The organism is Okeania sp. SIO3B5, assembly GCF_010692555.1.
GTDB lineage: Bacteria > Cyanobacteriota > Cyanobacteriia > Cyanobacteriales > Microcoleaceae > Okeania.
Genome location: NZ_JAAHHG010000029.1, coordinates 38,120 through 52,804, shown reverse-complemented (window position 1 = coordinate 52,804; position 14,685 = coordinate 38,120). Strand labels below are relative to the sequence as shown.

The window sequence follows — 14,685 nt, the reverse complement described above, 5'->3', positions numbered from 1 at the left end:
GCTGAAATTCACGAAAATTTCTTCACATAAAATGGCCGAAACCCTTGCCTGTGCCCCCATCTCCGCGTCCCCGCGTCTCCGCGTCCCCGTGTCCTACCCCACCAACCAATTTATTCAGCAAACCCTAATTAGGGTTTGCTGAAAAAGTCTTATGGGTGAGGGTAGGAGACAGGAGACAGGAGACAGGAGAAATGGGTGCTTAGAGGAGGTAGGAGTAAGAATTGTAAGAATAATTTTTCTGCCCAACTATGTGCCTAAAATACTAACTTTTTGAGCATTAATAGCTGAAAACTAGGCACTTTTTAAAGACACCAAAAAGGCTAAATTCTTTATATTTCAATGCTTTGATATTTAATCAGCAAGCCCTAATTAATACTAACTGGCTAATATTAGAACGCTCAATTAGATTGATAATTTTTGACAACAACAGAGCAATTATCATAAAAATTATATATATATTTGTAGCCAATATTTATGATTATGAAACTGTATTATCCTTCGGTATTCAATCAGATATGATATAATTCCATACCTAAAACCTAATACCTTCTTCCTTAATATAGCGTTTCTCAAATTAGTGAGATACAGTTATTTTTCTTATTTTCTATCCTCTGTTTCCCGAATTACTACTCCCTACTCCCTACTCCCTACTCCCTACTCCCTACTCCCTAAAATCAACGAATTTTGTACCTCACCAGTATGGGAATTACTATATGATTTATTTATCTCCAAAAAAAACCATTATATTTCTGATATTTATTGTTATTGGCTTGACTATTGCCAGTATTACCGGGCAGTTTTTTCAATATTATGGTTTCTCTAATTCTACCGAATTGATTGATAAATTTAATGTAGATGGAGAATATACTATTCCTTCATTATTTTCATCTTTTTCTTTATTTTTTTGCTGTATCATTCTGGGGATAATTTCTCATAAAAAATGGCAACAAAATGATAAATATCTTTGGAAGTGGATAGGTTTATCTGTAATATTTTTCTATCTAGGACTTGATGAAACAATTAGCTTACACGAACAACTAATTCATCCTTTGCGAGATATGCTGAATGCGACGGGAATTTTTTATTACACTTGGGTAATTCCAGGATTAATATTAGTTATGACTGTTCTATTTATTTATCTAAAGTTTCTTCAATCTCTGCCTAGAAAAATAAAATATCTATTTTTTCTCGCTGGAATATTTTATGTTGGAGGTGGAATTGGTATGGAAATGGTTGGTGGATATTACGCTTATTTATATGATACTAATAACTTTTTTTATGAAATATTGGTAACAATTGAAGAATTACTTGAAATGTTAGGAGTTGTTGTCTTTATTTATGCGCTTCTGTGTTATGGGAGGGAACAGGGAACAGGGAACAGGGAACAGTAGGAAAAACATTTATCTGCCTAAACTTCATCATCATTATACGCCCTAAGTAACTCGTTTTTTGCTATATTTTAAATTAGATTAATTTGATAATTTAATATTTTTTATTGGTGAATTATCAAATTGAAAAATCTGCTATTTAATATCAAGTAAAGATATTCATAAATTGATCAATAATACGAAATTCATGGCTAATTAGGGTTTTCTGAAATCGCTAAAAAGGTATATTTATCTATGCAAGCTACTGAAAATTTTGGTCAAAATTATACTTTCTTAATTTTTTGGTCAAAAAAATGCCATAACTGGTAAATATAGCAATGAGCGCTGGTATATTTACAAATTGCAGGATGGGCCAAATAGCTAAAAGTCTTATATGATTCCTACGGAATGCTTGCGCAAACAGCAATTTATTCCCCCTGTTGCCTGTTGCCTGTTGCCTGTTGCCTGCGCACAGCGCTATATTTAGCTATTCAGTATAATATAAAATTGTATTACCGATAAATTGTGGTTTAAAGCCTCCCCTTTTAAGGGGAAAAAGAAAAAAAATTTCCTTTGAGTCAATCCTCTTCTTTTCAAGGAGAGGTAATTATTAATTAGGGTTTGCTGAAAAAGTCTTTTAGTAGGGGAAGGAGACAGGAGACAGGAGACAGGAGACAGGAGAAATAGGAATGAGCGAGGAGGTAGGAGTAAGAATTGTAAGAATGATTTTTCTACTCAACTATGTGCCTAAAATACTAACTTTTTGAGCGTTTTAGACTGAAAATCAAGCACTTTTTTCGACCCTAAAAAGGCTAAAGTCTTTATATGTCAATGCTTTTAGGTTTAATCAGCAAGCCCTAATTATTAATTATTAATTGTTGAAATAGAATATTTTTAATATGAATAAAGTTGATTATTTAAGAATTAGTCTGATAGATCGTTGCAATTTTAGATGTCAATATTGTATGCCAGAAGGTGCAGAAATTAACTATGTATTACAACAAAACTTACTAACTCATAATGAATTACTAACCCTACTAAAAGAAGTTTTTATTCCTGTAGGTTTTACTAGGTTTCGGTTAACAGGAGGCGAACCTTTATTACGTCCTGGTGTGATAGATTTAGTAGAAGCGATCGCCTCTTTCCCAGAGACTCAAGACCTATCAATGACCACCAATGGATTTTTGTTGGCGGGTATGGCAAAAGATTTATATAAAGCTGGCTTGAGAAGAGTTAATATTAGTTTGGATTCTCTAGACTCAGATACTTTTAATATAATTATTGGTAATCGAGGTCGTAGTCGTTGGCAACTGGTTTGGAATGGTATTCAAGCTGCTTATGATTTAGGTTTTGACCCTTTAAAAATAAATGTAGTGGTAATTCCTGGGGTTAACGACCATGAAGTTTTAGACTTAGCAGCTTTAACTATTGACCGTAATTGGCACGTTAGATTTATTGAATTTATGCCTATTGGTAATGATAAATTATTTGACGACCGAGGTTGGATATCTTCGGAAGAATTACGGCAAAAAATTAGGAAACGATGGGGTTTGACAGAATCTTCTGTTAGAGGAAATGGGCCTGCCGATGTCTTTCAGATTCCTGGAGCAAAAGGGACACTGGGATTTATTAGTCAAATGTCAGAATGTTTTTGCGATCGCTGTAATAGAATGCGTCTCTCAGCGGATGGATGGTTAAGACCTTGCCTTTTGAATGAAATGGGTCAAATAGATTTAAAAAGTGCGCTGCGTAGTGGGGTTTCTGTTGAGGAGTTACGGCAGCAGGTAGAATGTTTGTTGGGTATTAAACCAGAAATTAATTTTAAGCAAAGAGAGTCTGGCACTACTGGAAGTTATGGTCGAACTATGTCACAAATTGGTGGGTGAAATCAGTTATGGCGCTACGCGCTAGGGAATAGGGAATAGGCAATAGGCAATAGTAAACTGTTAAAGGGTTTCAGGATTTAGAAATGTTAAACACTTTAATGCGTAGCGCTATATTCAGTTATCAGCTATCAGTTATCAAAAGAACATGGGTCTAAAACCCCGCCTTTTAAGGCACAATATTTTTGGAGAGTTGCTCAAATCCCCTACTTCCCCTCCTGGGAGGGGTTAGGGGTGGGTTAACTTCTGACTTCTAACTTCTGACTTCGTTAACAACGGGGGTGCTTAAAATTGTTTGGCAAATATCAGGGAAGAATGAGGAAAGAACGGGCCAGAGGCCCATTCCACAAAACCCATTCCACAAAACTAAAAACTAATGAATTAAAAATTCAGATAAAAAACAAAAATCTCTATGCTTGTCTGGAATAATATTCCACTACTAATAGTTCGTTAATTTGAAGTGCCACCCACTCCCGTTCCACAATACTATTAACCTTACCAACAAGTTTATTTTTATCAAATTCTAAATGGCTAGGAATATTCGCTAAACCAGGATATTGAAGATTAGTTTTTACCAATTCCTGAGATGCCTCTTTTGACCTAACACCAATTTCCTCTCCTGGTTTACACTGATAACTAGCAATACTCACAACCTTACCATTTACTGTTACATGACCATGATTAACTAGCTGTCGTGCTGAGGGAATAGTTGGTGCCATTCCTAAACGAAATACAGTATTATCTAAACGCATTTCTAGTAGTTGCAATAATACCTGTCCAGTGGAACCTGCTGCACGACGAGCTTTTTTTACATAACGTAGGAGTTGTCGTTCGCGAAGACCATAATTATAAAGTAATTTTTGCTTCTCTTCTAGTCGAATTGCGTACTCTGAGCGCTTCCTCCGATTTTGACCATGTTGACCGGGGGGATAAGCACGTCTGGGACTTTTACGAGTTAGTCCTGGTAAGTCACCGAGACGACGCGCTATTCTTAAGCGTGGGCCTCTATATCTAGACATATAATTTCCTCATTAACATCAAATTTAACCACAATCTTATATTATATACTACTTAAGCGTTGTTTTGTCAATTAGCTTTTCTTTAGCAGTGTAAGCATTTCCTACGGAATGCTGCGCAAACAGCTATTAGCTTGTCAGCTAGCCTCCTACGGAGGAACTGCGTTAACAGCAATAAGACTCTCTTATACAGGATAGTGTTTAAATTAATATAGACTTTAAGGGCAAGGGAGCAAACTTTTATAGTAATAGAATTAATAAAGCTTTTATCTAAAATTAAAAGTAATAGCTGATGGCTGATAGCTGACGGCTGAATGCTTACCTAGTAGTAAATCCATTAATTTAATTTATTTATTATGCCTAATATTCCTAATATTAACTTTTCTAATTTATTCCTGAAAAAGTTTCCTCGATCTATTAAATTCCGTCATTGGCGCTGGATTTATTTAGTAGGAGTTTTTAGTTATGGTTTGTTAATAGCTACTCCTCAAGTAGCAGTAGCTCAAGCAAATAAAAAATCTTTTAAAATTTGCTCTGAAGATTTACTAAGTGTAGGTTTATCTGAGGCAGAAGTAGCTAATGCTTGTGGTGCAGCTCTCAAACCTAGAGGTTTATCAAGATGCGTGACAAAAATTTATGATAATACAACAGAAGAACTTTCAGCAGAAGATATTTTATTTAATTGTCAACGAGTCAGAAGATTTGATGAATTGGGAACTTGTGTAGAAAAAATTAATAAATCAGTTCAAGATAAGTCTAATGAAGCTGCTATTTTAGAAAGTTGTCGTCTAAGTTTACTGCCAAAACGTTTTTCTTTTTGTGTGGTTGGTTTAAGTGCTAATGTTGGATTAACTACAGAAGAATTATTATCTAATTGTCTCAATCCCGATGCGAAAATCAGTGATATTTCTCCAGATTAAAGAAGGAAGAGGTAATAATTAATAATTAATAATTAATAATTAATAATTAATTGTTGAACATTCCCTCACTCTCCTACTTAGTTGCTACTTTTAGAAAGTGCTGTTAAGATCCCTTAATCAAAAGCTACTTTACTAAAAAACAATGAAAAAACATCATATTATGGCCAGTGTTTTGTCTACTGTAGCGATCGCTGGTGGTGTACTTTTTTCTAGTACCGCAGAAGCTTGTATTTTCAGCAACAAGGGTAAAAGTTTAACATCGGAAACACCATTAGCTCCACTAAGTTCTTGGTTAAGCAAAAATTTTCCCGGTAAGTCTGACTTTGCTATTGCTGGTATTGCTACTGGTACAGTAGGTTTAATGGGATTAGGTGCTTTTTCTGCTAGTCGTTATATTGCTCGTAAAGCAGAAGCTGATGTTGATGCTGGGAATGAGTTTATGGAAGTACCAACAGAAGAAACACTTGTTCAACAGCATCCTGAAGCACCAGGTGGCGAGCTAGACTTAGTTGAAGATAATGAAGTTGTATCTGAGCAAGCTGAAAAAGAAATTTCTCTGGTCAAATAATTCTCTTTCTTGCCATAGGAAGCAAATAATTTTCTCTAGTACTTCCAATTACTCAAAGCTGGGAGTTTTTTGATTTTTTACTTTATTAATTAAATAATTCAGGTAAAAATCCTCCCCCTTTCAAGGGGAAACAAGAAAAAATTTTCCTTTTATTCAATCCTATCCGTTTTTAGGGAGAGGTAATTATCAATTATCCATTATCAATTATCAATTATTGAAGTCTTTTAGGCATCTCCAGAAAAGAGGGAGTAGGGAGAAAGAATTGATGAATAAGAGTGCGATAATTGATTTTATTTTTTATTATTGGAGATGTATTTTGGTTAGGACAATAAATTTTAGTTGTAAGGGAATAGGGAACAGGAAACAGAGGAAAATCTTAACATATTTGCGTAGCGCTATAACTAGCTCTGGGCTAACAGTTTTCAGCTATCAGTTTAGGTTTAAATCCTCTTTGAAATTGTATTTTTCTGTCGTTTCAGTATATATCTAATACCAAATTCACGCATTTTTGCTACATCTTCTTGAAGGCAAAGAGTAGGGAGTAACCAAATAACGAATAAGATATCTTTACTTCATACAAATAATTGCTAAAAACATTTTATTACTTCCCTATTCCCTAATTCCTTAAAAATCAACTCCACGTTTTAATTCTACCCCATGATTAGCATAATGTTTATGACAGAAAACCTCTGAATGAACGCTAGCCAAATCAAAATATGCTGGTGGATTAAGACAACGACCAGTAATAATTATCTCCGTATCTTTTGGCTTGCGTAATAAAGCTTCAACTATTGGTTCTACTTCTAATAATTCTAAATCTACAGTAGGATTAAGTTCATCTAAAATAATAGTCTTATATAAACCAGAAGCTATAGCCGCCCTAGCTATTTCCCAACCTCTTTCTGCTTCGACAAAATCTATTTCTTTTTGTTGTCCTCGCCACACAATAGCATCTCCACCACAACGTTGATGATCCACCAAATTTGGATAGCTTTGACGTAAGGCGGCGATCGCTGCATCTTCTGTATAACCAATACCTCCTTTGAGCCATTGTATAATTAGGACTCGATGAGATTGGTCTTGACTAATACCCCTACCTATGGCCTGTAATGCTTTACCCAAAGCACTGGTAGATTTACCCTTACCAGCACCTGTATAAATTTCAATCCCTGTAATACCATGAGCTTGAGCAGTTGGGTGTTGATGGGGTTTCATTTCTGAATGTAAGTCGGCAATGTCCAACAATGCTGGAGGAGCTGCACGACCTGTCGCAATAATTTCTAACTGTTCTGGTTTATCCTTTATAGTGTGGATGACTTCATCCACTGGTAATAGACCTAAGTCTAGAACTGGATTTAGTTCGTCCAAGACTACAACTGAGTATAAGTCAGAAGCGATCGCTCCTTTGGCGACATTCCAACCCCGTTGGGCTTCTTGACGGTCAAATGTAATAATTTCATCATGGCCAAAATATTCACTTCTACCAGTGCGTACTTGGTCTATTAGATGAGGAAAGCCTTTTTGTAAGGCTTCTATGGCAGCATCTTCGTCATAAGAGCGGTCAGGTCCTTTGAGGAATCTCAGTAGTAATACTCTAGTTGGAGAGTCAGAATGTATCCCTAAACCTATGGAACGTAAAACTACTCCTAATGCTGCTTGAGATTTACCTTTACTGGAGCCATCGTAAACATGAATTTGTCCCACAATTCTTTCTGACATGGCTTGTGCGGTGCGTATACCAATGCCGTTTCTTCTCATAGGTAGTTGTTTGGAGTTGGTGATTTTTGATTTTGGTTATCTAACTTAGTAATATACAGTTTTTCAGACTTTAGAAAAGCGGAAGGTCCCCCTATCCCTGAAAAACAATACTATTTTTCGTTGAATAAAAAATCATGTGCATAGGCGAGTAACCCCTTATAGTTTCTATCCTATCACAGTTTTTGTGAGGATGCAACCGAAAATCCTTTGGCGTGACGATTATTTTTATTAGCTCTCAGAAAATGAAAATAATGGATGATGGAATTTTTTCCTTTTATTGCGGATAGAGCAATAGTGTTTTCATTTACTTAAGCTCCTGGAGGTGAGGATGGAAATTTCCCTTTTATTACTATTGAACAATAGTTAGTTTCATTTACTTAAGCTCCTGGAGGTGAGGATGGAAATTTCCCTTTTATTACTATTGAACAATAGTGGTTTCATTTGCTGAAGCTCCTGGAGGTGGAGGATGGAAAATTTTCCCTTTTATTACTATTGAACAATAGTTAGTTTCATTTGCTGAAGCTCCTGGAGGTGGAGGATGGAAAATTTCCCTTTTATGACTATTGAACAATAGTTAGTTTCATTTGCTGAAGCTCCTGGAGGTGAGGATGAAAAATTTTCCCTTTTATGACTATTGAACAATAGTTAGTTTCATTTGCTGAAGCTCCTGGAGGTGAGGATGGAAAATTTCCCTTTTATGACTATTGAACAATAGTTAGTTTCATTTGCTGAAGCTCCTGGAGGTGAGGATGGAAAATTTTCCCTTTTATGACTATTGAACAATAGTGGTTTCATTTGCTGAAGCTCCTGGAGGTGAGGATGGAAAATTTCCCTTTTATGACTATTGAACAATAGTTAGTTTCATTTGCTGAAGCTCCTGGAGGTGGAGGATGGAAAATTTCCCTTTTATGACTATTGAACAATAGTTAGTTTCATTTGCTGAAGCTCCTGGAGGTGGAGGATGGAAAATTTCCCTTTTATGACTATTGAACAATAGTAGTTTCATTTACTGAAGCTTCCGGAGATGGAGGATGAAATTTTTATTGCAGATAGAGCAAGTTTGTCATTTCAGCTATCAGTTATCAGTACCTCTCTCTGGCTATTTGCGCAGCATTCCGCAGGAAAGTATCGGGATTGAAATGTTGAACTCGATTTTCTCTTGGTCGATGGTCGGACAGCGAGGGGACTTCGCCATCCCACCCTTCGGGAAGCTGCGCTTTTCATGTCGCGTAGCGTTAACGTAAGTTATGCGCCAGCAAAACGAGCGCTTTTTCATCCTCTTGTAGAGCGGTAGCTCGCGGCGCAGCCAAGGGGAGGCTATTGACCTGATTTTTTGGTCAAGCACTACCTACCTATTATTTTGATCGTAAGTATAAAGGTGAGTAATAGAATATTTAAAGGGTTTGCTTGTTCAGCGTCCAAGTTGGTCGGTTGGTAAACGGGTATTGTGTTTCGGGTGCATCTGCTGGTCTAATCTCTGTTTTGCCTACTGGTCTGTAGGAATTAAATGCTACACCTGTATTTATGAATTGTGGGAGGGAGTTTTCTATTCCAGTTTCAAATGATAAAAAGGTACTTTCCGTAGTTGTATTAACATAGCAAAAGACTGGCTCGCCTTCGCTGACTGGTACATCAAATTCGTTACTTTCTGGTCGGAAGAGAGTAGGTTGACCTGTGAAATTATTTATCTCAATCTGATTACCTGTAGAAATATGTGGTAGTGCTGTAAAGTTCCAGAAGCGCTCTACACTTTGAGAACTACTGCTAAAGCTGCTACCTCCGGGGTTGCCAGCTCCAGAATTACCACTAACTTGTTGGACAGTCAATATATAATCTGTAGAGGCTTTTCTTCCATCAGGAATATTTGCACTACGGTCGGCAGGTGTTACTCTAACCAAGTAATCTCCAGCAGAAAGACTTTGGTTGATTACTCCGTTATTTGTTGCTTCGGCTTTTGCTGAGTCTATGGGATTTAGACCTCTGTCATATAGCTCTAATTTAGCGTTGTCCATGATAGGGTCTAGTGTAACTCTAACTTGACTGTTGTTGGATACTTCAAACTTAAACCAATCATCTGTGTCACTACGGCCAACAAAGCCATCAACTGATGGTTTATTAGAGACGTTACCAATAGAAACTGCAGTGGTGGACACATCATTACTGACATCTTCTGAGCTAACTTCTAACAAATAAAGTCCAGTACCGGCATAGATTCCTACTACATTAGTATAGTTTATATCTGTTTCTACCGGATCGTAAACAAGTTGCTCAACGTTACTAAAATTTCTAAAGCCCTGAGAAGGAAGTGGTAAGTTTGGTGCATTTCCTTTCAACCTTAATCCAACCTTATGAAGAGCATTGCCACCCTCCCTAGAGCTAATTGAAAATACTGTCACCTTTAAAGGTTGGTCAGATTCAACTTTTGATGATGGTATTACTGTCTCTTGTGTTCCACTACTGACTAAGATATTACCTACTCGTCTAAAACCACTCATTGTTTGTACCTCTTAATTTTAAAAGTTAAAATATTTGGCGTTAATTATAATTGTTAATCTGGTTATCAAAAGCAGGTTTTCCAAGTTCCTTTTTAACCTTTGTGTCTGAATTTCTCAGCCACCCTTGGAAAGCTATACTTTATAAACAATATCTTTCCTAACATAAAACTTGACAAAAAGAGTCAAGTGTGTATTTTTGGAGCGATCGCTAATTATATTATTGTAAGATGTACTCTCGCTCTATTTTTGATGATGGTATTACTGTGTCTTCTTTTCGATAATTAACTTAAGATATTACCTACTCGCCTAAAACCACTCATTGTTTGTACCTCTTAATTTTAAAAGTTAAAATATTTGGCGTTAATTATAATTGTCAATCCGGTTATCAAAGGCAGGTTTTTCAAATTCCTTTTTAACCTTTGTGTCTGAATTTCTCAGCCTCCCTTGGAAAGCTATGCTTTATGAACAATATCTTTCCTAACATAAAACTTGACAAAAAGAGTCAAGTGTGTATTTTTGGAGCGATCGCTAATTATATTATTGTAAGATGTACTCTCGCTCTATTTTTGATGATGGTATTACTGTGTCTTCTTTTCGATAATTAACTTAAGATATTACCTACTCGCCTAAAACCACTCATTGTTTGTACCTCTTAATTTTAAAAGTTAAAATATTTGGCGTTAATTATAATTGTCAATCCGGTTATCAAAGGCAGGTTTTTCAAATTCCTTTTTAACCTTTGTGTCTGAATTTCTCAGCCTCCCTTGGAAAGCTATGCTTTATGAACAATATCTTTCCTAACATAAAACTTGACAAAAAGAGTCAAGTGTGTATTTTTTTAGCGATCGCTAATTATATTATTCAGGACTTACGCACAGAAACTAAATAAAGTGAGGGCGAATGCCATTCTCCCTACATATAGCGTTTAAGGTAAATTTGTGTAAGTCCTGTTGATAAATACTTACTGAATTTTTGATTTCTATTAACCACTATAATTTTCTTCTGACTTTTGACTTCTGACTTTTGACTTTTGACTTTTATGCTACGTTTTGTCGTGTGGAATGTAGGTTTAAAGAGTACAAGGTGGTTATGTTTGACATCCTCCCCGGCCTAAAGGCACGGGGATTCCTGCCGAGCCGTAGCTCCTCGGTGGGTTGACGTTTCACAGGCTGTCGCTACCTTGGCGCTAGTCTTACACTTGCCTCCGCGTCCGCTTAGAGTCTCGGAATGCCCTCCCGCGACTTATCAAGAATTCTTATAGGGTTTATCTGTGCCTTCTCTTTTTAGCTGCTCATTGACCTGAAAGCTTCCCTTGTTCTGCTCTCAACTGAAGGAGTTTCGACCTAATCTTCTTTTCTACAGTATTTATGAGACAAGGCGGGTACATAACCGGTCTCATTATAGCGCAATTATAGTAAAGTCGCCCGCTTATGGGCGAGGCTTTAAACCCAATTTTTCGGTAAGTCCTGAATTATTATATATAATATCCCCTATCTGACTTCTGACCAAAAAATAAGGTATCAAGCCTCCCCTTTCAAGGGGATGAAAAAGCGGTCGAGGGATGGATGGGTTTCCTAACCATATCCAATCGACCAAGAGAAAATCAAGTTCAATATTTCAAGCCTTTGACTTTAACTATAGGTACTGATAACTGATAACTGATAACTGAAATGACTCTTGACTCCTAACCACCACTAAAATATTACGACTTAAATAGGATTGCTATATGAACTTAACTATTTTGCCTTTGAGGGCTATTGTCTCTGGCTCTTTAATATTATTATTAGTAATTGCCATTGAATCATTTTTTCTTCAATATCGACTTAAATTCATTCCAAAAGTTAGTGTTCAGTATGCAACTGTAATGAATTTAGTTTCTACTTGTATAGGGTGGATATTCTTTTTTTATATAGTAAGTATTGTGCCAAATATCTGGGAAAAAGAAGTCGTAGCTTATATTTTATTTGGTAAGATTGGCACGATTTATCCTATATTTATACTTTTCATATTTCTTAGTTTTTTTATTTCTCTAATTGTGAAGTTTATCGGTTTTAATTGGTGTGAAAATCGATGGAATAAAAAATCTAAAAATAGTGGTGCTAGTATGAATTTATCACAAGCATTAGGACAATTAAGAACGCCAACGTTTTTAGTGATTACACTGGCTCATATTTGCAGTCATTTAGCAATAGTATTTATTTTATTTCTGCAGAGGTTTAAATTAATATGAAAGCAATTTGGAAAAGTTTTACCGATCTGTTTAAAGGTCTTATTGACATTTTAAAGAATCTACTAAATTTATTACTTCCTCCTAAGTTTTGGCATTGGAAAACATTTTTATTGTTGAGTGGAATGTTATTACTGGTGTCAATAGCTGTGGCTGAAATTGATGGTAATAGGCAAGTAGAAGTTGATTTTATTTCTGTTTTAAGTTGGTTATTTTTAACATTTTCTGTCGGATGGTTAACTACTCAGAAACCATTTGTATTTCGAGGTATAAGTTTAAGTCCCTGGATTACAGCAGGGTTAATTTGCTTTCTTTTATATGAAAAATTAGAGAGCAATTTGAAATATGTTGCTATAGTGTCTTGGCCAGTAATTGCTGTGTGTATAGCAGCGGTAATTTTAGTGTTGAATACTCCGGAAGAATCAACGAATCAAAAAGTTGATGTATTGTCAAAGCCGAGTTTTGTTATTTTAGTTTTGGTCAATTTTTTGGTTAGTTGTTGGTTGGGATTATATTTTATGATTCAGGGAATAGTGCAAGAATATCCGACAATGGGAGAAGATGATTTAAGTAAAAGTACATTTGTTTATCGGTTGATAACTCCTTCAATAAATGATTATAGAGGTGCAAAAATTCTGAATTTAATGGAAGAGAGACTGAACAATGATTTAGGAACTCAAAGAGTGGATTTATCAGTACCTAATATGAAGTTGAAACTGCAAAGTATTAAAGATGAGGCGACTAAAGAAATATCTGAAGTTAAAGAAGATAATTTCTGGAAGTTAGAGACACCAATAGTTGCTAATCAGTCTGGATATCAGGTAGAGTTAAAATTATTTTGGAAAGGACTTACAGCAAAAGATGAAAGTTATTATCTTAGTAAGAATTGTAAAATCGAGGAAAGAGTAGGGCAAAGAAGATCTGGTACTACTTCACAAAATCAAGCAGTACCAATTAGAGTTGGAAATGTTGAATGTGGTGCTGTAGAAAAGAAACTTGTTAAGTCAGAAAACCAGTCAGAAGATGTGAAAAAAATTTAGAGTTGAAGAAGGCAGAAGGCAGAAGGGAAAATAGCATGGGTGGGATTCAAACCCTAAATTAATTTTAAGCACCCCTGTTAATAGTTATGCTTTATAAACATCTTTACTTAACATAAAACTTGACAAAAGATAGAATTTATTTGTTAGCCATTCAATGGGTATTCCGGGAGAGTAAACGTATTTAATTAGAGGCTTTTTTCCCCATCTTCCCATCTCCCCACCCCCCCATCTACAAGAAGGGATAGGGTGCATCTCATATTTGCAAAAAGACTTTTTTCCTATATATTCCCTATTCCCTGTTGCCTGTTGCCTGTTGCCTGTTGCCTGTTGCCTGTTGCCTGTTGCCTAAAAGCCATAAATTTTTGGCTTTATTCACGCATTGAGATGCACCCAAGGGATAGGTTTATAGTGGGGTATTAAACCTGCAAAAGAAAAGATAAAAAATAAGTAGAAATAGAAGGTTAGGAAACATTTTATGAATCTAGGGAGAATTCTGGCAATTTCTCAAAATGTATTTTGGGAAGTAATTCGCGATCGCATCCTTTATTTAATTATTTTTTTTGCTTTATTAATGATTGCTGCTATTAGATTAATTCCAGAATTATCTGTAGGTACGGAGGATAAAATAATTTTAGATTTTGGGTTGGCAGTTATTAGTGTTTTAGGTTTGATAGTGACGGTTTTTATTGGTACTGCTTTGGTGAATAAAGAAATTGAAAAACGCACTGTTTATGTTTTGATTGCTAAACCGTTAAGTCGTTCGGAATTAATTATTGGTAAGTATATTGGTTTATCAGCAGTTTTGGCTGTTTTATTGTTGACTATGACAATAATATATGGATTAATTCTGCATTTCAGTGGGATTTCATATCCTATGGTTAGTATTTTAGTAGCAGTAATATTTATTTTTATTCAGTTGTCTTTACTTACTGCGGTAGCAATTTTGTTTGGTGTATTTACCAGTTCTCTATTAGCGACATTATTTACTTTTGGCGTTTATTTAATGGGGAATTTAAGTAGAGATTTGGTTAAGTTGGGTGAGTTAAGTGATAATCCTGGAGTTAGAAAGTTAATGATGGGATTATATGTAGTATTACCAGATTTAAGCAGGTTAGATTTGAAAAATGATGCTGTATATGGTCTACTGCCAAGTATAGCTACTTTAGTTACTAATTTTGGTTATGCTTTGCTTTATACAATGTTGATTTTATCTATTACTATAGCTATTTTTGCTCGGCGAGAGTTTTGAATTTAAGACGGTTTGTGGAATGGGCATCTTGCCCGTTCCGTATATGATTTGAAAGAATAATTTATGTGGAATGGGCATCTTGCCCGTTTGGTTTTTTTCAAGTCAATTAACTAGAGGAAACTTTGAGGTTGTAGTTGAGAAAGTTTGGATTAATAATTAATT

General features: G+C 35.6%; 11 protein-coding genes. 8 read left to right on the top strand and 3 right to left on the bottom strand.

Features of this window, described 5'->3' with window-relative positions; genetic code table 11:
- The first annotated feature begins 713 nt into the window (after positions 1-713).
- Positions 714-1,391: a hypothetical protein gene (locus F6K54_RS06780; protein WP_293075883.1), complete on the top strand. Its 678-nt coding sequence runs from the start codon at positions 714-716 to the stop codon at positions 1,389-1,391.
- Between the two features lie 875 nt (positions 1,392-2,266).
- Positions 2,267-3,253, top strand: a complete 987-nt coding sequence (moaA, locus tag F6K54_RS06775; RefSeq protein WP_293075881.1) for a GTP 3',8-cyclase MoaA — start codon at positions 2,267-2,269, stop codon at positions 3,251-3,253.
- Between the two features lie 407 nt (positions 3,254-3,660).
- On the opposite strand, the gene rpsD is transcribed toward moaA, so the two are convergent.
- Positions 3,661-4,269 carry a 30S ribosomal protein S4 gene (rpsD, locus tag F6K54_RS06770; protein WP_293075879.1) on the bottom strand — a complete coding sequence of 203 codons (609 nt, stop codon included), beginning with the start codon at positions 4,267-4,269 and terminating at the stop codon, positions 3,661-3,663.
- A 353-nt stretch (positions 4,270-4,622) separates the two neighbouring features.
- On the opposite strand from rpsD, the gene F6K54_RS06765 reads away from it, so the two are divergent.
- Together F6K54_RS06765 and F6K54_RS06760 are read left to right on the top strand one after the other, a co-directional pair.
- On the top strand, positions 4,623-5,186 hold the full coding sequence (locus tag F6K54_RS06765) for a hypothetical protein (protein WP_293075877.1): 564 nt from the start codon (positions 4,623-4,625) through the stop codon (positions 5,184-5,186).
- A 142-nt stretch (positions 5,187-5,328) separates the two neighbouring features.
- A complete protein-coding gene (locus F6K54_RS06760; protein WP_293075875.1) occupies positions 5,329-5,754 on the top strand; it encodes a hypothetical protein in 426 nt (141 codons plus the stop codon).
- A 624-nt stretch (positions 5,755-6,378) separates the two neighbouring features.
- Here the strand turns inward: F6K54_RS06760 and F6K54_RS06755 are convergent.
- Together F6K54_RS06755 and F6K54_RS06750 are read right to left on the bottom strand one after the other, a co-directional pair.
- Entirely contained in the window at positions 6,379-7,512 is a 1,134-nt protein-coding gene (locus F6K54_RS06755) for a cob(I)yrinic acid a,c-diamide adenosyltransferase (protein ID WP_293075874.1), read from the bottom strand.
- A gap of 1,394 nt (positions 7,513-8,906) precedes the next feature.
- Entirely contained in the window at positions 8,907-10,007 is a 1,101-nt protein-coding gene (locus tag F6K54_RS06750) for a PPC domain-containing protein (RefSeq protein WP_293075872.1), read from the bottom strand.
- Positions 10,008-10,468: 461 nt separating this feature from the next.
- On the opposite strand from F6K54_RS06750, the gene F6K54_RS06745 reads away from it, so the two are divergent.
- The 4 genes from F6K54_RS06745 (at position 10,469) to F6K54_RS06730 (ending at position 14,523) form a co-directional block, all read left to right on the top strand.
- Positions 10,469-10,612 (top strand): hypothetical protein, encoded by a 144-nt coding sequence (locus tag F6K54_RS06745; RefSeq protein WP_293075870.1) that lies wholly within the window; start codon positions 10,469-10,471, stop codon positions 10,610-10,612.
- A 1,121-nt stretch (positions 10,613-11,733) separates the two neighbouring features.
- Positions 11,734-12,237, top strand: a complete 504-nt coding sequence (gene fraC / locus F6K54_RS06740; protein WP_293075868.1) for a filament integrity protein FraC — start codon at positions 11,734-11,736, stop codon at positions 12,235-12,237.
- The gene (locus F6K54_RS06735) at positions 12,234-13,274 is read left to right on the top strand and encodes a DUF5357 family protein (protein ID WP_293075866.1); all 1,041 of its coding nucleotides are present in this window, start codon (positions 12,234-12,236) and stop codon (positions 13,272-13,274) included. Before fraC ends, F6K54_RS06735 begins: the two co-directional genes overlap by 4 nt.
- 475 nt (positions 13,275-13,749) lie before the next feature.
- Complete coding sequence (locus F6K54_RS06730; RefSeq protein WP_293075864.1) at positions 13,750-14,523, top strand: ABC transporter permease; 774 nt, start codon at positions 13,750-13,752, stop codon at positions 14,521-14,523.
- Positions 14,524-14,685: the final 162 nt, after the last annotated feature.